Origin of the sequence: Bacteroides sp. 1_1_14, from assembly GCF_000162515.1 — a bacterium.
GTDB classification, from domain to species: Bacteria; Bacteroidota; Bacteroidia; order Bacteroidales; family Bacteroidaceae; genus Bacteroides; species Bacteroides thetaiotaomicron.
The window spans coordinates 99,371-118,661 of the sequence record NZ_GG774714.1 but is presented as its reverse complement, the minus strand read 5'-3'; the positions used below and the strand labels follow the sequence as shown (position 1 = coordinate 118,661).

The 19,291-nt window shown below is 42.4% G+C and carries 11 protein-coding genes and 1 pseudogene; 5 read left to right on the top strand and 7 right to left on the bottom strand.

All coding sequences use genetic code 11. From position 1 onward, the window contains the following. Positions 1 to 298: 298 nt before the first annotated feature. The 4 genes and pseudogenes from HMPREF9007_RS01315 to HMPREF9007_RS01330 all read left to right on the top strand — a co-directional run. Positions 299 to 910: pseudogene (locus tag HMPREF9007_RS01315) on the top strand (DUF1793 domain-containing protein); the annotation flags it as partial. Positions 911 to 1,034: 124 nt separating this feature from the next. Continuing rightward, positions 1,035 to 4,232 carry a TonB-dependent receptor gene (locus HMPREF9007_RS01320; RefSeq protein WP_008763735.1) on the top strand — a complete coding sequence of 1,066 codons (3,198 nt, stop codon included), beginning with the start codon at positions 1,035 to 1,037 and terminating at the stop codon, positions 4,230 to 4,232. A gap of 6 nt (positions 4,233 to 4,238) precedes the next feature. Then, positions 4,239 to 6,104, top strand: coding sequence for a RagB/SusD family nutrient uptake outer membrane protein (locus HMPREF9007_RS01325; protein ID WP_008763734.1), 1,866 nt, complete (start codon positions 4,239 to 4,241; stop codon positions 6,102 to 6,104). A 20-nt stretch (positions 6,105 to 6,124) separates the two neighbouring features. Continuing rightward, positions 6,125 to 6,832: a DUF3823 domain-containing protein gene (locus tag HMPREF9007_RS01330; protein ID WP_022470163.1), complete on the top strand. Its 708-nt coding sequence runs from the start codon at positions 6,125 to 6,127 to the stop codon at positions 6,830 to 6,832. Between the two features lie 62 nt (positions 6,833 to 6,894). Here the strand turns inward: HMPREF9007_RS01330 and HMPREF9007_RS01335 are convergent, their stop codons facing one another. From HMPREF9007_RS01335 to dut, 6 genes are all read right to left on the bottom strand, one after another. Then, positions 6,895 to 7,995, bottom strand: coding sequence for a glycoside hydrolase family 43 protein (locus HMPREF9007_RS01335; RefSeq protein ID WP_008763732.1), 1,101 nt, complete (start codon positions 7,993 to 7,995; stop codon positions 6,895 to 6,897). 589 nt (positions 7,996 to 8,584) lie between these two features. After that, positions 8,585 to 12,622, bottom strand: coding sequence for a hybrid sensor histidine kinase/response regulator transcription factor (locus HMPREF9007_RS01345; RefSeq protein ID WP_008763730.1), 4,038 nt, complete (start codon positions 12,620 to 12,622; stop codon positions 8,585 to 8,587). Between the two features lie 23 nt (positions 12,623 to 12,645). Further along, complete coding sequence (locus HMPREF9007_RS01350; RefSeq protein ID WP_008763729.1) at positions 12,646 to 13,953, bottom strand: peptidoglycan DD-metalloendopeptidase family protein; 1,308 nt, start codon at positions 13,951 to 13,953, stop codon at positions 12,646 to 12,648. Next, positions 13,950 to 14,531 carry a DUF4292 domain-containing protein gene (locus HMPREF9007_RS01355; RefSeq protein WP_008763728.1) on the bottom strand — a complete coding sequence of 194 codons (582 nt, stop codon included), beginning with the start codon at positions 14,529 to 14,531 and terminating at the stop codon, positions 13,950 to 13,952. Before HMPREF9007_RS01355 ends, HMPREF9007_RS01350 begins: the two co-directional genes overlap by 4 nt. Further along, positions 14,528 to 16,282, bottom strand: a complete 1,755-nt coding sequence (locus HMPREF9007_RS01360; RefSeq protein ID WP_008763727.1) for a tetratricopeptide repeat protein — start codon at positions 16,280 to 16,282, stop codon at positions 14,528 to 14,530. Before HMPREF9007_RS01360 ends, HMPREF9007_RS01355 begins: the two co-directional genes overlap by 4 nt. 18 nt (positions 16,283 to 16,300) lie before the next feature. Further along, positions 16,301 to 16,735: a dUTP diphosphatase gene (gene dut, locus HMPREF9007_RS01365; RefSeq protein WP_008767650.1), complete on the bottom strand. Its 435-nt coding sequence runs from the start codon at positions 16,733 to 16,735 to the stop codon at positions 16,301 to 16,303. A gap of 124 nt (positions 16,736 to 16,859) precedes the next feature. Here dut and HMPREF9007_RS01370 point away from each other — a divergent pair, with 124 nt between their 5' ends. Continuing rightward, entirely contained in the window at positions 16,860 to 18,212 is a 1,353-nt protein-coding gene (locus HMPREF9007_RS01370; RefSeq protein WP_008763725.1) for a deoxyguanosinetriphosphate triphosphohydrolase, read from the top strand. Here HMPREF9007_RS01370 and HMPREF9007_RS01375 read toward each other — a convergent pair. Then, the gene (locus HMPREF9007_RS01375) at positions 18,184 to 19,197 is read right to left on the bottom strand and encodes a GNAT family N-acetyltransferase (protein WP_008763724.1); all 1,014 of its coding nucleotides are present in this window, start codon (positions 19,195 to 19,197) and stop codon (positions 18,184 to 18,186) included. The two genes, HMPREF9007_RS01370 and HMPREF9007_RS01375, sit on opposite strands and share 29 nt — an antisense overlap. Between the last annotated feature and the right edge of the window lie 94 nt (positions 19,198 to 19,291).

The following is a 19,291-nucleotide window of genomic DNA, read 5'->3' as shown; positions in this document are numbered from 1 at the left end:
AAAAATACAAAATAAAATTGAGAACAATCAATTTAGCATGCAAATTATGAATGTTTCATCCTATATATAATCTTAAGTAATGCAGATTAAGTTCCCAATTCCGTTATAACATATCTTTCTATATGTCCAAACTTATTTATAACATAGGGGTATATGAAACGGGCTAGAGGAGATAATGTAAATTTGTTGACATAGCACTATTGATAAATAGCATAAAGATTGAGTTAGGACAACACAAATACAATACGTTTCCGGATTAAAGCATTGATAATATGTCGTTTACAAACTAGTTATACGGTTTGGACAGGACCCGGAGAACCAATTATGCACGGATGACTTCGCCGGTCATTGGGCCCATAATGCCAATCTTTCGGTTAAAGCGATCATGGGTGTAGCCGGATATAGCGAAATGGCGCATATGCTTGGTTTATATGATGTTGCAGAGAAATATGCAGGTATAGCCAAGAAAATGGCGGTGAAATGGGAAGAAATGGCAAATGAAGGTGACCATTACCGCCTTGCTTTCGACCGTGAGAATACATGGAGCCAAAAGTATAATATGATCTGGGATAAGATGTGGAGTCTGAATTTATTTTCGAATAATGTAATCAGCAAAGAAGTCAATTATTATTTAATGAAACAGAATCCTTATGGGTTACCGTTAGATTCTCGCAAAGAGTATACAAAGTCTGACTGGATTATGTGGATTGCAGCTATGTCTCCAGATTTAGAAACTTTCAAGAAATTCATAGATCCTCTCTATAAATATATCAATGAAACGACTTCACGGGTACCTATTAGTGATTGGCATGATACAAAAACAGGCAAAATGACAGGTTTTAAAGCGCGTTCAGTAATTGGAGGATACTGGATGAAAGTATTAATAAATAAAGTACAAAACAAACAATAAAATAAATAATCGTTCAAAGTTGATACAATTAAACAGAATGTGAAATAACTCAATATATTTTAAACATCCACCCGTATTGTACTGATTCTCTAAAGTATAATACAGGTGATAAAATTAATTTGCTATGAAAAGTAAAGAACAAGTGTTTTGGTTTTTAAGCCATAATAAGATGTGGTGTATCCCACTCTGTCTGGCTGCATTTTCATTATTACCTGGTAGCTATACTCATGCTGCCAGTATAATAGATGAAAATACATTAATAGTAAACTCTACCCAACAACAACGTATTGTAAAAGGTACTGTTATTGATGCCAATGGTGAGCCATTAATAGGAGTCAATGTAAAAGAAGTAGGGGGGAGTACTGGTACAATCACTGATATAAACGGTGAGTTCTCTCTAAATGTAGCTCCCAAAACAAAATTAGAAATTTCTTTTATCGGTTATCAAACACAGAATGTTACTGTGGGAGAGGCGAGACAAATTACTGTAACCTTACAAGAAGATACACAAGTTCTAGATGAAGTTGTTATAACAGGATTTGGTATGTCACAAAAGAAAGCAACATTGACGGGTGCTGTTTCTTCAATTAAATCTGAAGAAATTGCTCGTTCTTCTGCTGTTACTGCAGGTGGAGCTCTGGTTGGTAAAATTGCAGGTGTAAATACTCGTCAACAAGATGGACGTCCTGGCGCTGAAACAGCTTTGCAAATTCGTAACATGGGTACTCCATTATTTGTAATTGATGGTGTTATTTCAGATACAGGGCAATTTAGTCAGATGGATTTTAATGATATTGAATCTATATCTGTACTAAAAGATGCATCAGCTGCTTTATATGGGGTACGCGCGGCGAATGGAGTAGTGGTTGTTACAACTAAGAAAGGTAGTCGTAATTCTAAAAATACAGTTTCTGTTAATGCTTATTATGGTTGGCAGAAAAACTCTAAATATGTTAGTCCAGCTAATGTAAAGGATTATGTTCATGCCTATGTAACAGCAGAAACATTCTCTGGACGTAATGGCGATTCTCGTCGTTACAGCAAAGAAGAATACGAGAAATGGATGAGTGGTACAGAACCTAAATATCAAGGATGGAATTGGGAAGACTATATTTGGGTAAGCGCTCCGCAGTACTATATTAATACTAATTTCTCCGGAGGTACAGATAAAGCAAACTATTATGTAGCGGTATCCCACATTAATCAAGATGCAACTATCCGCAATTATGGTGGATTCCGTCGTACAAATGTACAGATGAATATCGAAATGAATGTAAATGAACGTCTCAAGGTAGGGGCAAGTATGAATGGACGCATTGAAGATCGTCGTCATCCTGGAGTACCGGGAGCTGATGATACATGGCTGCCTCGTTTCGCAACAATGAAAAATCAACCAACTAAACGACCATTTGCTAATGATAACCCGAATTATCCACAGCTAGTATCCGACCAACCGGAAACAAACTTTGCTATTTTGAATTACGAGACTACAGGAAAGGTATCAGATGTATGGCGCGTAATTCAAATGAATGGTACTGCTGAATATGAGATTCTGAAAGGATTAAAATTCAAAGGAATGCTAGGCTACTATTATGCTTATAACGAACTGGATAACCAAGAATTCACCTATGAACTATATGGTTATGACGAACAAAAAGATAATTACTATGTAACCAACCGTATGTCAAATCCTTATCGTGAGCGCAACCGCGAGAAGGTAGAAGATCAATTTTCAAACTTTCAGTTAAACTTTGACCGCAAATTTGGTAAACATGCGGTTGTTGCTGTAGCTGGATTTGAGGCAAGTCAGCGTAAACGCCCTAAAATGTGGATTCATTCTACACCAGTTTCTAATGCAATGGATTTGATTCGTCTGAAAGAAATTCAGGAGTTTAATGATGATGGAAATAGAACAGAGGCACGTATGGGATATTTGGGACGTATCAATTATAGTTATGCTGACAAATACCTAGTTGAATTAATAGCTCGTTGGGATGGATCATGGAAATTCCGTCCGGATAATCGTTGGGGCTTTTTCCCATCAGCCTCTTTAGGCTGGCGTGTTTCTGAAGAGAACTTTTGGAAAGAGAGCAAAATTGGTGAGATCGTTACTAATTTAAAGTTACGTGGTTCATATGGCGAAGTTGGTGATGATGCTGTTTCTGACTATTCTGCTTTTGACTATCTACCTGGCTATAATTACAACAGTGGGGGTGCAGTAATTGATGGCAACTGGGTAGTAGGAACTTCAACTCGGGGACTACCTAACCAAACACTATCCTGGATGACAGCAAAGATTCTAGATATTGGCGTAGATTTAGGTTTTCTCAATAACCGTTTGAATATACAATTTGACTATTTCCGTCGTGTACGTGATGGAATTCCTGAACCTCGTTATGATGTGTTAATACCGAACGAAGCAGGTTTTAGTCTACCAAAGGAGAATCTTAAATCAGATATGCATAGAGGTTTTGATGCTTCTATTATGTGGACTGATCAAATCAATGATTTCAATTATAGTGTTGGGGGTAATATAACCTATTCCCGCTTTTGGGATTGGGAACAATATAAGCCGCGCTTTAGTAATTCGTGGGATGAATACCGTAACAGCATTTGGCATCGTGTAGGATATGTGAATTGGGGGTATGAAGCTATCGGTCGTTTTGATAGTTGGGAGCAAATTGCCAATTATCCAGTTGATAATGATAGAAAAGGGAATCGTACAGTAGTTCCAGGAGATATCATGTATAAGGATCAAAACAATGATGGAGTGATCAATTATTTGGATGAACGTCCCATTGGGTATCGTGTAGATAGTACTCCTACTCTCAATTTTGGTATTAATCTTTCTGCATCATGGAAAGGATTTGATTTGGCAATGGATTGGACCGGCTCCGGTATGACATCATGGAATCAATGTTATGAGACAGCCCGTCCGTTCCAAAACGATGGTAACAGTCCTGATGAAGTATTGAAGGATGCATGGCATTTATCTGATATATGGGATGCTAATAGTCCGCTAATTCCAGGTAAATACCCCATGGTTCGTCTAAATACTGATGAAACTAGTGCTTATGATAAAAGTTCATATTGGTTACATAATGTAACTTATTTAAAGTTACGTAATTTGGAAGTCGGCTACACATTCCCCAAAACATGGTTAAACAGAACTGGCATTAGTAATTTAAGACTGTTTGTTTCAGGCACAAACTTACTAACTTTATCCAATTTGTCTGTGATGGATCCGGAATGTGCATCTGACAACGGTTTGGATTACCCTCCGATGCGAGTAATAAACATTGGCGTAAACCTAAAATTTTAAGAAACAATGAAAAAGAAATATTTATATACAATAATGACTGCCACGATGTTGTCATTGGGCAGTTGTAGTGGCTTCTTGGATACAAAGCCCGATACGTTATTAACCCAAGATCAGACTTTTGGAGACCCTACATTAGTTAAATCCGTATTGGCCAATTTTTATGGACGTGTAACAATAGGACAGCGTATTGATGACTGGGATCAATGGACAATGCTAGACGAGGTAATTCATTTCGACACAAATAGCGATGAGAATATTGATAGAAACAAATGGCGTACATATGACTATACTCTAGTACATGACCTTAATCAGTTCTTAGAAGGTATTAAACCCTCAGACGCTGTAGATGAAGCCACGAAAACTGCTTATATAGGTGAAGTACGCTATATTCGTGCATGGCTTTATTTTTGTATGGGACGTACTTTAGGTGGTGTACCTATAATAAATGATGAGATATTCAATTACACTCCAGGAATGGATATTACAACTCTGCAGATACCCCGTTCTACTGAGGCTGATTTATACGATTATGTAATCTCAGAATGTCAGGAAGCCTCCAAAATGTTGACCAAAGACACTAACAAAAACTCTGCACGAGCCAATTATTGGGTAGCAAAAATGCTGGAAGCCCGTGCTGCTTTAACTGCAGCTTCATTAGCTACTTATAACACGGCCGAGGCACATCCGCAGTTGCGCACGAATGGTGGAGAAGTAGGTATACCTTTTTCCAAAGCCCAAGAATACTATAAAATAGCGTTGGCCGCTGCAAAAGATGTTATAGAAAATGGACCTTACAAGCTCATGCTGGCATCAGAGCAAACTCACAAAGCATATGCGGACAATTTCTATAAAGCTGTATGCCAAAAAGATGGTAATACAGAAGTCATTTGGTGTCGTGATTATGTCTCTCCGGGGCAAACACATCAGTTCACTAAAGGAAACCTGCCCAAAAGTATAGAACAAGATACTGGAAGTGACCGTTTATCTGTTTTACTAAATCTAGTTGAGGCTTTCGAACCACTTGATGCCACGGAAGAACAAAAAGGGACGAGTATACCATTTGAAATTGGTACCCTTGAAAATCCGAAATTCTTTACCGAACCAACAGAACTATTCATGGAACGTGACCCACGCCTAATGGGTTCTATCATTGTACCTGGAGCAACTTTTGACAGTAAGGTTATTGAATTACAAGCTGGGCAACTGCGAAAAGAAAATGGTTCATGGTCTGAAGTGACTGGAGCCCGTAATTCTTATGACGAGGATGGCAGGTTGATTACAGCTAATAATGGTCCTTTCGGCGGTAATGACCGAGAAATAAACCGTACCGGTTTCTACGTGCGCAAATATTTGGATGCTACACCTTCAGCAGGTACTATTGGACGTGGTTCCGAAATGTGGAATGTTTATTTCCGTATAGCAGAGGCTTATCTAATTGCCTCTGAAGCTAGCTGGGAGCTATCACGGGATAATACTGATACAGATGCACTGAAGTATATTAATGCCGTTCGTAATCGGGCTGGAATCTCGTCATTAAATACAATTGATCATGAGAAAATCATGCATGAATACCGAGTAGAATTTGCATTTGAAGGTAATCGATGGTGGGATCTGAAACGCTGGATGGAGGCAAGCAAAATATGGACTGGTGAACCAACAGCAAGAACTTCACAACGCTTAGGACTATGGCCATTCAAAGTGGTTGCTTCAGGTGATCCTAACGATGGCAAGTGGGTATTTATTGAAAAAGATATGCAAAAGTTAGATTTATGGCGCCGTCCGTTAAAATGTACAGAGGCACAATATTATTCAGAAATTGATAACGGCTGGATTAATAATAATCCAAAGTTAGTGAAGAATCCTTATCAGTAACTTAATAAGAAACAATGAAGATGAAAACAACATTTAAAATATATTCAATAGTCATATTATCCATTTTTGCATTAATAAGCTGTAGCAAAGATAATTATGACGAACCTACTTCCTTTATAAAAGGCCGTGTGGTCTATAAAGGAGAGGCTTTACAATTACGTGGCAACGAAGCAGTCAAATTGCAGCTATACCAACGTGGCTATCAAAAACATGATCCTGTAGAGGTTTTTGTAAACCAAGATGGAGAGTTCTCTATCTGTATCTTTGATGGACAATATCAATTAATAACGAAGGCTGGCAATGGACCTTGGAGTGATGAGGGACGCGATACTATAGAGATAAAATTAAATGGACTTGCCACACAAGATGTTGAAGTAACTCCTTATTACTTAATAGAAGATGCTAAAATAGCTCTGAATGGTAATAAAGTTGATGCTTCATTTAAAGTAAATAAAATAGCAGGTACTGGAATTGATCGTATGATTATGTTATTAAGTACCACACAATTCTTGAGTGATGCTGAACATAATGTAGATCGTTATGACGAAACTGAAAATTTAGCACAATACGACGAAACAGGTAAGATATATAGTTTTACTACCAAAGATTATACTAATAACAGTATGTTCCAAACAGCTTTAAAAAGAGGAACATTGTTTGGACGTATTTGCCTGTGGCCCAAAGGGTCTGATCAAGGAATTTATTCGGAAGTATTTAGACTTAAATAGAACTATATTTCAGTTTTATTTATGAGGGTGTCTTCGGACACCCTCTTATCATTTATTCTAACTCAAGGAGTAAACGGAACTGTGCCAGATGGTTTAGGTAACGGAGTATTCACCGGTAAAGGGACTCCCAAATCCGGCATTCCATCAGCATCCCATCCTATCTTCTGCAATCGTGGATTGCGACTTTCCGACTCTCCCGTATTACCGCTAGGAACACTTCTTGCCTGATACAATATATACCATTCCGTTCCATCAGGCGAAGGAAGAAAGGAAAGGTTAGCCGGGCCATACACTCCATCTTCCGGTCTCTGCTGAAATACAGGAACGGGGCTCTTCTTCCAGGAAGCCGGATTCAGCAAGTCACTATCCGCGTCGGCAGTCAACATTCCGGTACAATAATAAGGAGACCAGCAACCGCTTGCCGCATAATAGACAATGACAGTCCGGTTATCTTTGGAATGAAAATACTGAGGGCTTTCATTTACATAAATCGGATAAGCAGTCCGCCCGCCATCCGGATTTACCCACTGCCGTTCCCATTCATACTCCGGCTTCGAAATCAGAACCCTTTCCGTAGCCAATGTCCAGGGGTTTTCCATGCGGGCAATATAGATGCATTGTGTTTCACTGCCTATCCTCCGATTAGGCCACCCGGACCATAGAAGATAAAGCTCCCCTTTATGTTCAAAAGTTGAGGGATGTATTCCCCAGTTCCAATCGGGATTGGTCATGATCGCTCCTTTCATGCGAAACTCTCCCTGCATAGGGTCAGGAGAATCATTCTCAATCACATAAATCTGATGATTATCTGTATTTCCATCATCGGCAGCAAAATAGATATACCATTTACCATTGATATTCCGTATTTCCGGATTCCAAAGGTTATGGCTATTCGAAGGATCTTTAGGCACCCAGACCTCTTTACAAGTAGAATGAGCCATATCGGTAATATCGGTGGTTACCCACAGATATATTTGCTCATTAGTTTCATGGGTATAATAATATTTACCATTATGGTAAATCGCGCTTGAATTAGCCCCTTCCATAAATAATGGATTGGCATAAGTATCTTTTTCAACATCTTCTTTTTTTCCCGCCCGTTTGGAATTACAAGAGATGTTCAGCAAAACAAGGAATAATAACAAACATAAATTGATTCTCATAGTTTCATTTTTAAGATGATACAAAGAAAAGACTTTTTTTTCATTAATAGTTAATAAAGCGAAAATAAAAATTAAGTTTGGAATATCATTCTCGTCATTACATCGTGACACATCCTGCTGATGACAGGAAAACAGAAAAAAGAGAATGTAAAGACAAACTACCCATTAATAATAAAAACAGAAAGTTTCTTGGCATCATTACACACTTTCACACGAAATATATTAACCGTTTATATACTTCTTCCGAATCATTTATTAATAAATTCGTTCATCGTTTATTATAAACGTCCCCCAAGTTTATTATAAACCCGAACATCGTTATTTCAGCAACAAATATTAATTTTAAGCAACAAAAAGGGCTGCAATTCCCATAAAGAATCGCAGCCCTTAGCTTGTATCAGACTATCCGGCAAGCATTATCCGAAATGGAAACGCTTGCAATCTGTTATTATATTGTACTTATTATTACTCATTTTTCGTCTATATTATCAATGTTATCGAATTTACTTCCGGTTCTCACTTACAAATATACAACATAAAAAACGGTTTGTCAAGCCCTGCATGCTTCTTTCATACATCTGATGACAAATCAAATGGTAGAATCAGCATCCGGAGTGCTTTCTGCCGCTGTATCGGAAGCAGACAACTGATTGACATATTCCTTCGGGAGAACTCCATATTGTGCCTTGAAACACTTGGCAAAATAAGAGGAGGAAGTGAATCCAACCTGTGCCGCAACCTCGGAAATACGTGTACCGCCCTGAATTAACTCAGCTGCCTTATTCATACGGAGGGCCTTCAGATAATCATTGGGCGACATTCCCGACAATGCTTTTATCTTCCGATAGAAGTTGGAACGGCTCATGTTCATCTGCTCTGCAAGAGTATCGATGGAGAAATTCTCGTCTGCCAACTGGTCGGCAATCACTTCCTGTATCTTGGCAACAAACTCACAATCTCTCTGAGTCATCGCAAGTTCTGCCGAGGCCTGATTGGCATTCCCGGACAAACTGGCCATCAGCTTATGGAAAGACTGCCTCAACCGGAGCAGGTTCTCGATCTGCTTATGCAGTTGTTTGATAGAGAATGGCTTCTCAATATACACATCGGCTCCGCATTCCAGTCCTTCCACCTTAGATTCCAGCGTCGTTTTTGCCGTCAGTAAGATGACCGGAATATGTGAATAGTCGATTTCCGATTTCACTTTGCTACAGAGTTCCAGCCCGTTCATTTCCGGCATCATCACATCACTGACGATGACGTCTACACTCTCCTGTTCGAGTATCTCAAGTGCCGCACGACCATTCGGAGCTTTCAGCACACGAAACCAGGCAACCAACGAGTCACGCGTCAGATTCAACAGTTCGACATTATCTTCTACCAGCAATACGGTGAATTTCTTTCCGGAGAACTCTGAAGGAATATTCTCTGCCGAACCTTCGTTTTCGGAATGAACCTCAACGATATCAGCAGCTTCTTCTGCCTTCTTTTCGTTTAAAGGAAGAGATAATATAAACGAGGAACCTTGCGGTTCGTTATCTTCAAGGCGCAGGCTGCCTTGATGGGCTTCTGCCAGAGATTTCGCAAAAGCCAGTCCGATACCGGTACCTGTGGCGGTAGCGACTTTATCATCCGGCATTTGGTAGAAGGCTTCAAATATCTTTCCCTTTTGGGCATCCGGTACTCCACGACCGTCATCACTCACATATATCTCATATCCCGCATCAGTTGTCACGAGTTTCAAATCGATACGCGTACGGGCATATTTTATCGCATTGCCCATCAGATTCACCAGTATCTTACTCAACTTTTCCCGATCGACCATTGATACCAGTTCCTGCTCGGGCAGAGTCAATACCAGTTCAATTCCCTTTAACTCGGCAGGACTGGTGAACTGACTATATACATCATTCACTATTTCCTTAATATCGCAACTTACCAGATTCAGTTGCAAAGCTCCGTTTTCCATCTTCTGGAAGTCGAGCAGCTGATTGGTAATCCCTAAAAGATAGTTTACATTCTTATCTATTACAGACAGATACTTAGCTTCTTTTCCTTCATGTTCTATCTCTTGCAACTTTTCAAGAGGCAATCGGATCAGACTGAGAGGGGTACGTATCTCATGTACCAGATTAATGAAGAAGCCGATCTTTGATTTATAAACTTCCTGTTCTTTAGCAATCTGATATTTCTCCATCCGACGTTTGTACTTATGCTTCACGCGAAGATTCCAGCGCCATGCAATCCAGACAATCCAGCCCATCAACAGGAGAATATAAATAAAATAGGCGAAAGAACTACGCCACCAAGGGGGAGTAATCACTACCCGCAGAGTAGTCGTTTTCTCGTTCCACTGATGGTCATTATTGGAGCCACGCACTTCGAACTCGTATTCTCCGGGAGGCAGATTGGTATAAGAAGCAGAGTTGTTCTCGGAGTTGGTAATCCACTCTTTATCTACTCCTTTTAATATATAGGAATATCTGTTTCGTGCCGGGTCTTCATAGCTTAGCGCCACAAAACGAATCGTGAAACTATTATTTTCATAAGACAAGGTTATCTTGTCAGCCATATAAATCGGTTTCCCCAGTTGAAGCAGCTTCTTCACTTCCTGTTCGTCATTCAGATAGGATAAACGGATATCAGTCACATATACCGGAGGAATGTAGGAATTATCCACAAAACGTTCCGGCTGGAAAACATTGAAACCATTGATTCCGCCAAAATATAGTTTACCTTCAGAAGACTTTAAAGAAGAACGTGCCATAAACTGATTTCCCTGCAGACCATCATTAATCGTAAACTGTCGGAAATGAGCTTTAGAAATCGGATTAATCTTAAATATCCCTGCATTGCTGGATATCCAGAAATCTCCTGTCTGATCTTGTTCAATAGAATAGATCACCTTATTGGGAAGCGCAGAATCAAACTCAATAAATGCTTCTGTTTTGGGATCGAAGGAGCATAATCCTCCCCCATTTGTGCCAAACCACATCACGCCTTTGTTATCTTCAAATACCGTGATCACCGAATTACTGGTAATGGTGGTCGAATCTTCCCGTTCGTGCTGGAAATGTTTCCAGTGTCCGCTCAGGGTATTGTAGGAGAACACGCCGCTGTTGGTCGTTGCAATCCACAGGTTGTTATACATATCCTCATATATATCGCCCACGGAAATCATGGAACCGATACTGGTGATCGTCATGAAATTATCGGCATCAGGATTGTAACGACATAAGCCCCAGCTTGTTCCGACGAAGATTTCCCCTTTCCGGTCTTTATACATACATAGTACGTCATTGCTGCAAATGGTATTGGGGATTCCGCGCGAGTGGGTATATTCCTTTATCGAACCGGTACGCAGATTAAGCACACGTATTCCTTCCGCATAAGTACCGATCCAAAGACAATCGCCGTCTAACATCAAAGAGCGAATATCATATTTCTGACTCTTTACACCACCGATATGATATTCCGAAAGCTCCCGTGTAACGGTATTGAAGAAATATAAGCCACTCTGAGTACCAATCCAGATATTTCCGTCTTTATTTTCACAGAATGGGCCTGCCACCTCTCCTGCCCCCGCTATCCCCGACAGATAGGCGGGTGAATAGTAATCGAAACGCTTGGTCTGCTTGGACATATAGTTGATACCTCCCAAGTTCGTCAATACCCACAGAGCACCTTCCGCATCCCACATCATGCCGTTTATAGTCTGATCACTCAGACTTCGCGGATCAGCCGGATTATCTGCACGGAGGAAGGTTTTCGACTCGCGGTTGAATAGATAGAGTCCATTATCGGTTCCTACCAGCAGTTCATTCTCCGTATATTTCAGCAGGCTGCGAACTGCACCGAAGTTCAATGAAGGAGCCATGTAATTCTCAACCGTTCCAGTCTGCCGGTTCAATCTCCCCAACAAATTGTTGCCTGCTCCCAGCCATACTTCTCCCTCTACATCCAGTACACAGTTTATTTTGTAACTATCGGAAGAGTTCACGTCCGATGAGACCTTATATGATTGCAGAAATTTGCCGTTTTCATCGAAACAAAGCAGTCCTTCCTGTAGCGAAGAAACATACACCTTCTTCTTATCGTAACTCTGACAGACGTCCCAGACAAAAGAGGTCTGAATACTATTCTGAGTCAACACTTCGGTCTTGGGATCATAAATAAAAAGTCCCTGCCCCAAGGTGGCAATCCAGAGAAGTCCGTTCTCCGTCTTTACAATCTTCTTGATTTCACTGCTGACGTATACTCCATACTGAGTAGTCTTGTCAAAATAGGAGAAACGGTCCGTTGCCCGGTCATAGATATACAGTCCGGAGTTCGTTCCAACCCATATATTCTGATCTTCTTCAATCAGTGCCTCAACGAAATTGTTCTCCAATGAGAATTTATCGTTCAATACATTCCGATAAACTTTATTGCCCCGACCGTCGTAACGGTTCAGTCCGTCACTGGTGCCCAGCCAGATAAATCCATAGCTATCCTGTATAGCACACCATACCGTATTATGTGACAAGCCATCTTCCACCTGATATTTCTTGAAGGAGAAATAGGGAGATGCAGACAATGGTTCGAGCCAGAAGGCCAGTAAAAGTATCAGTATCTTTGTTAACTTCATACCAAGTGTGTCTTATGTTTAGATTAACGATTCAACCAGGGTTCCGGATTCAACTTTTCTTTCTCTCTGCGTAACTGGAAATGCAGTACCGTTCGTCCGTTATCCGCGCCATCAGAGAATATCTGTCCGATAGACTGCTTCGTACTCACCGTATCGCCGGATTTCACCGAAGCGGAAGACAGATTACAGTAAACGGAAATATAATTACCATGCCGGATGAGGACGTTAAATAGTCCGTTCAACTGGAACACGGCTGCTACCTTACCATCAAAGATGGCACGGGCTTGTGCTCCCGGCTTTCCTTGTATATCAATTCCTTTATTGTCCAGCTTCACATTACGGAGTCCTTCAACGGAATACTGTCCATAGCGGCTGGTTATGATATAAGGTCCGGATATAGGCATCGGAAGTTTCCCACGGTTGGCAACAAAGCTACCGGACAGTTCACGATCTGCCTTGCTCATCGTAAAAGCGTCCAATGGCTCCGACTTCGGTTTGGCAGCCGTTCCGGTTTCGGAGGCACCTTTGTCATTTGTATCCGCCTTCTTGCGGGCTGCCGCTTCGCGGCGGGCTTCTTCCGCGGCACGTTTGCGGGCGCGTTCTATTTCTTCTGCGATCAACCGGTCGATACGGGCATTCAGTTGATTGGCTTCCCGTCTCTTCTTGTTCACTTCGCTTTGCAGACCTTTCTGTTTCTTTTGCAGATTAGCCACCAGTGTGCGCTTCTCTTTCTCCTGAGCTTCCAGTTTCGCCTTTTCGTTCTCACGTTCTTTCAGCAGTCCCTCTTTTGCGGCTTTCACTTGCTGGCGTTCTGCTTTTTTCTTCCGTATCTGCTCCTGCTTCTTTAATATTTCCTCTCCCTGCAGACGCTGGTAGGTGGCATATTCACGCACATAACGCATACGACGATACGTTTGTCCCAGGTTCTTGGCGGAGAAGATAAACATCAGTTTCTCTTCAATCGATTTATTCTTATAGAGGTACTGGACAGATGCTTCGTACTTCTTCTTTTTCTCTTTCAGGTCTTTTTCAAGACTATTCAGTTGGCGGTTCAATGACACTAATTCGCGTTCGATAGTCTCCACATCGTTATTGATCGCAAGGATATACCGTTTTCGTTCTTCAATCTGTCCCGTCAGTGCCGCCAGTCCGTTCAACTGACTGCCTACGTCCTTCTTTGTATTCTGTAAAATCGACTCCGTCTCGGCGATCTGCTTCTGCAGAGCACCGCGCTTACCTTCCAGCTCACGAATCAGCTTGTTCGATTGAGCAGAAAGCGGAATTGCCAGCCAAAGGCTGCTTACCAGAATTACAAAGAGACGTTTTATCATAATAAAGCTACCAGCATTTTCATTAATTCTTCCAAAGAGACCTGACGGTATCTGGAAGTAACTTCTGTCGGAGTGATCGAAAGTTCTTTGGTCGAAAAATCATAGAGTTGTACTTTCGCTTTCTCCAGTTTGGGGATTCCCAGGTCTTTCCCGGATAGTTCAGTTTTTCCTCCGGGTTTAGAAGCGTCAGTCAGCAATTTCTCCAATTGGGAGAACTCTACGTTCTTCGATAATATTTCTTTCAGCTCTTTTTTGGTTGCGCGTACAAACCGCTTGTTCATCCGGTCGACGAATAATACTTCAGTAGGAGTCACCTCGATGCGTGCCAATTCCGTACGGAGAATAGGCATCAGCAAGGAAATCTGTACCCGTTCACGGCTCTTCATCTTCATGGTACCGCCCACCGACATACTTCCGCCTTTACTCGGAATCGTCAGCTGAAGTCTGGAAGCCAGATAGCTGGGAATAGCTGCTTCGGAAGCAGCTACTTCCGGCACCTTTGTCGCCGTCAGACGCTTTGAACTCTTACAACCTACCAATACGACTGCAATCAACAAAAAATAAGCGATTCTTTTCATTCTGCAATGTATTTTTTCTTTTCTATTTTCTGTTTCAATGTTTTCGACTCACTGCCCATTTCCAGTGCTTTCTTCCAGTAGGTAAGCGCGCCGTCCACATCTCCGGTCATATAATAGATATCTCCGCAATGTTCTACAATCACGTCACTCTTATCGCCGCCCTCACTTTTCATGGCGTTATCGATGTAAATGCGAGCTTCTGCATAGTTCCCCTTTTCAAAGAGAATCCAGGCATACGTATCCAGATAAGTGGCATTGTTTGGCTCTGCCTTTACGGTCTTATAGCTCATTTCTTCCGCTTTATCCAGATCACGACGCTCTACTGACAGGTAATAGGCATAGTTGTTCAGTGCGCCAATGTTGGACGGATTGTAGACCAGCGCCGAGTCATAGGCAGCATAAGCCTCCTTCATCTGCTTCTGCGTATGATACATATCTCCCAGAATAGAGTAGAAATCCGAGACGATTTCTTTCTTACTGTCAGCCGTCGTATGTTCCAGCGCTCTCTTGCAGATGCTTATCACACTATCCGGTTTCTCCGCCTGATTATAGGCAACAGCCAGATAATAATAAAATTCCAGCGCATCCGGAGTCGCTTCAATACCCGGCTCGCAGACTTTGATAATCTGCTTATAATCTTCTTTTTTTACCGCAGCACCGATCAGCATCATACGGGCAGCTTTATTGGTAGGGTCCAGGTCAACCACCTGTTCCAAGACGGGGACTGACTCCGACTCCATATTCTTGGACAACAGATATTGCGCATAAAGCATCGGAATCTGAGGATCATCCTGTTCCTGCTTCATGATCCGGTCAAACAAAGCGATGATCTGCGTACTGTCCTTATCGGCCTGTTCATTTTCCACAATCATCTGACGCATGACGCCCACTTTGGTATCAGGAGTCACCTTCTTATTCAGCAACAGTGTATCCAACTGCTGTTGGTAGAGTTCTTCCTGCCCTGTCTGTTTATAGTAAGAAGCCATCGAGAAGATAGCCATCGGATTATCGGGTTCCGCCGCCAGCACCTTCTGATAAACGTCATAAGCCTCCTGTTTCTTGCCATTCTGAAGATATACGTCTCCCAAGATGACTTGATAACGCATGTCCATCGGATATTCCTGCACCAGACTTTCTATTTCCTGAAATGCTTTCTTGTCATCCTTCATCTGGAGGTAGATACGAAACTTCTCCATGGACAACTGTTCATTCTTGCCCATACGCTTTTCCAGACGGTTTAAAGTAGAGATGACTTCATCATACTTTTCTTGTCGGCCATACAGGTCCAAAAGGTTGAAAAGCGGGTCCTGCTTGGCAGGAAAACGTACCACCATCTGTTCCAGCAGGGTGACAGCCTTATCCAGTTCGTTCTGTTGCTGATACAAAGATGCCAGTCCCTGACTATACCAGTAGTTATCCGGCGCATTCGCCACAGCCTTTTCCAGCGCCTCTTGCCCTTGCGGCACCTGACGAAGGAACATATAATACTGCGAAACCTCATAAAGCGCAGAAGCCGCATTCGGATGAATATCCAGACAATGCTGCAATAATCCGAAAGCGGACGCATAATCCTTCTTTTCTTTCAGGCGCATAGCTTCCAGAAAGAAATAATCATATTTCCGCTGCTGTTCGGGCGTTAATGAAGACTGCGCCAAAGCGACAGCTGGCTTTTCCCTTGTACTTTTCACCGTTCCGCACGAAACCAATGTCCATACAGCAACCAAAAGCCATATACTATTTTTCTTGTTCATTTTCTCTTTTTATGGTACTTATCCTCGTCCTGTATGTCCGAAGCCCCCTGCTCCGCGTTCTGTTTCATCCAGCACTTCCACTTCCTGCCATACCGCCTGCTCATGTCTGGCGATCACCATCTGGGCGATACGTTCCCCGTCCTCGATCACAAAAGGTTCGGAGGAAAGGTTGACCAGAATAATGCAGACTTCTCCACGATAGTCCGCATCAATCGTTCCCGGAGAGTTGAGCACGGTAATACCCTTTTTAATGGCCAGTCCGCTACGGGGACGAACCTGAGCTTCAAATCCTTGTGGAAGAGCAATATAGATTCCTGTCGGCACCAGACAACGCTGCAATGGCGCCAATGTGATAGGTTCAGAAAGATTAGCACGGATATCCATTCCTGCAGATAACTCAGTGGCGTAAGCCGGAAGCGGATGCTTCGATTTATTGATAACTTGAACGTTCATAAATGCACATTTACTATTTAACGGGCGAAAATACACATTTTGAACTGAAAATTAGTTAAGTTTGCAGTTAAATAATGTGGTAACAACCAATTTGCAAATTGTAATCAGCCAAATAGTAAATAAAATGATGAATTGGAAGCAACTAATATCAGCCAAACGCTTCGGAATGGAAGAATTTCACGAAGAACGGCAAGAGAACCGTTCCGAGTTCCAACGGGACTATGACCGCCTCATATTTTCCGCACCGTTCCGCCGCCTGCAGAACAAAACACAGGTATTCCCGCTGCCCGGTAGTATTTTCGTACACAACCGACTGACGCACAGCCTCGAAGTGTCTTGCGTAGGGCGGTCTTTGGGCAATGATGTAGCCAAAGCAATCCTGGAACGCCAACCGGAACTGGAAAGTTCCTTCCTGCCGGAAATCGGTTCAATCGTATCGGCTGCTTGCCTGGCGCATGACTTAGGCAATCCGCCTTTCGGGCATTCCGGCGAACGGGCTATCTCTACGTTCTTTTCAGAAGGAAAAGGACAAAGACTACAGGAAAAGCAGCCGGACGGAGAGCAACTTTCTCCGATGGAATGGGAAGATTTGACACATTTCGAAGGAAATGCGAACGCTTTCCGCATCCTCACTCACCAGTTCGAAGGACGCCGCAGAGGAGGATTCGTCTTAACATATTCAACGCTTGCCTCCATCGTAAAATACCCCTTTTCATCGAGCCTTGCAGGCAAAAAATCCAAGTTCGGCTTCTTTGTCAGTGAAGAAGAAAGCTACCGTAAAATCGCAAATGAACTGGGACTCATCCAGCTTAGCGAACAACCGTTAAAGTATGCGCGACACCCGCTAGTGTATCTGGTAGAAGCAGCAGATGACATCTGTTATCAGATGATGGATATCGAAGACGCCCATAAACTAAAGATTATCACTACAGACGAGACCAAGGAACTGTTGATGGCGTTTTTCTCCGAAGACCGGCAATCCCGTCTCCGAAGTACTTTCCAAATAGTCAATGATATCAATGAACAGATAGCCTATCTGCGCTCTTCTGTTATCGGTCTGTTAGTCCGCGAGTGCACCCGTGTCTTTCTGGAACACGAGCAGGAAATACTGGCAGGAACTTTCGAAGGAGCGCTCATCAAGCACATCGCCGAAGGTCCGGCAGCCGCTTACAATCATTGTGCGGAAATATCACTGAAAAGAATTTATCGTTCGCAAGATGTACTGGACATCGAGCTGGCAGGCTTCCGTATCATCAGCACTTTGCTGGAATTGATGGTAGATGCCGTCACCTTACCGGGAAAAGAAAAAGCTTACTCCGAGCTTTTAACCAACCGTGTTTCCGACCAATACAATATAAAATCGCCCGTACTCTACGAAAGAATACAGGCGGTACTTGATTATATATCTGGAATGACCGATGTCTTCGCACTCGATCTTTATCGGAAAATTAATGGCAACAGCCTTCCTGCGGTGTAACTACCTTAGGAGTAAACACCCCTTCGCTCTCACAAGGCATTTTCAGCGCATCCGGATGACTTTCTATAAAGGTCTGGATGTGCCGAATTCGCTTGTCTTCAAGGATTTCATCTACAGCAATCAGGATACCGGTCTCTTCCACGTCACCAAACTCATAGTTGATAGCCGTCCCGAACATACGCATGGTAGGGCTTAAACTCATATAGGCATTGACCAGCGGCGGGATATTATAACCTAGCTTGCGAATCTCCGTATTCAATATCTTATAATCCTCTTTAAAGGTATCCTTGCAGAACAACGTTCTCAGTTCCTCGTCGGAAGTTTCCAGAATCAGCGGTTCCATCGGTGTTACCAGCTCTTCCCGATCATTAAAATGCTTCTTAAGGAAGTACAGAATCATGTCGCGTCCACGACGATGATAGCTGGGATACATAGTCACCTTGCCAAAGAAGTACTTCACATTCGGCATCACCACTGTCAGCGCTCCCAATCCGTCCCACAGATTATCCAACGCAAACAGACCTTTACTGCCGGCACGTGTAGACTGATATTCCAGCGTCACAAAAGAGCGTCCCAACTCAATGGTCTGAGGCAGATATTCCTTTATAAACGCATCCGAGAAATGAAACATGTGAGAAGTAGCCAGAATCGGAGCCCCAGCTTCGTCAAAGCGCACATCCGTTCCAAGCAAATACCGGTAACCACCTAATATTTCTTCCGCCTCCGGATTCCATACGATCAACTGCTTATATGGGTGTTCCATCGTGTCGTATTCGTCGATATCCATCGACAGGCCCGTTCCTCCACCCGCAGCACGAAAGGCAATTTCTCTTAAACGACCAATTTCACGCATCACATTAGGTGCATTCTGATGGGTAATAATATAAATCTGATTATTACTTTTATTGGTCATTCGCAAGCGTCTATCTTCCGTCAACTCTGCTTTCAGCAGTTCTTTGCTCACCGGTTTAATAATCTCTTCCATATTCTTGTTATAGTGTTCTATCAGTTACAGTTTATATACAATGTCCTTCACATACTCCGCCCACTGCGCAGGAGTCTTCGATTTATCGAAAGTC

Bases quoted from the DNA above. Each gene is read 5' to 3' on its own strand.
- HMPREF9007_RS01320 (WP_008763735.1), top strand. From the start codon at position 1,035: ATGAAAAGTAAAGAACAAGTGTTTTGGTTTTTAAGCCATAATAAGATG.
- HMPREF9007_RS01325 (WP_008763734.1), top strand. From the start codon at position 4,239: ATGAAAAAGAAATATTTATATACAATAATGACTGCCACGATGTTGTCA.
- HMPREF9007_RS01330 (WP_022470163.1), top strand. From the start codon at position 6,125: ATGAAAACAACATTTAAAATATATTCAATAGTCATATTATCCATTTTT.
- HMPREF9007_RS01335 (WP_008763732.1), bottom strand. From the start codon at position 7,995: ATGAGAATCAATTTATGTTTGTTATTATTCCTTGTTTTGCTGAACATC.
- HMPREF9007_RS01345 (WP_008763730.1), bottom strand. From the start codon at position 12,622: ATGAAGTTAACAAAGATACTGATACTTTTACTGGCCTTCTGGCTCGAA.
- HMPREF9007_RS01350 (WP_008763729.1), bottom strand. From the start codon at position 13,953: ATGATAAAACGTCTCTTTGTAATTCTGGTAAGCAGCCTTTGGCTGGCA.
- HMPREF9007_RS01355 (WP_008763728.1), bottom strand. From the start codon at position 14,531: ATGAAAAGAATCGCTTATTTTTTGTTGATTGCAGTCGTATTGGTAGGT.
- HMPREF9007_RS01360 (WP_008763727.1), bottom strand. From the start codon at position 16,282: ATGAACAAGAAAAATAGTATATGGCTTTTGGTTGCTGTATGGACATTG.
- dut (WP_008767650.1), bottom strand. From the start codon at position 16,735: ATGAACGTTCAAGTTATCAATAAATCGAAGCATCCGCTTCCGGCTTAC.
- HMPREF9007_RS01370 (WP_008763725.1), top strand. From the start codon at position 16,860: ATGATGAATTGGAAGCAACTAATATCAGCCAAACGCTTCGGAATGGAA.
- HMPREF9007_RS01375 (WP_008763724.1), bottom strand. From the start codon at position 19,197: ATGGAAGAGATTATTAAACCGGTGAGCAAAGAACTGCTGAAAGCAGAG.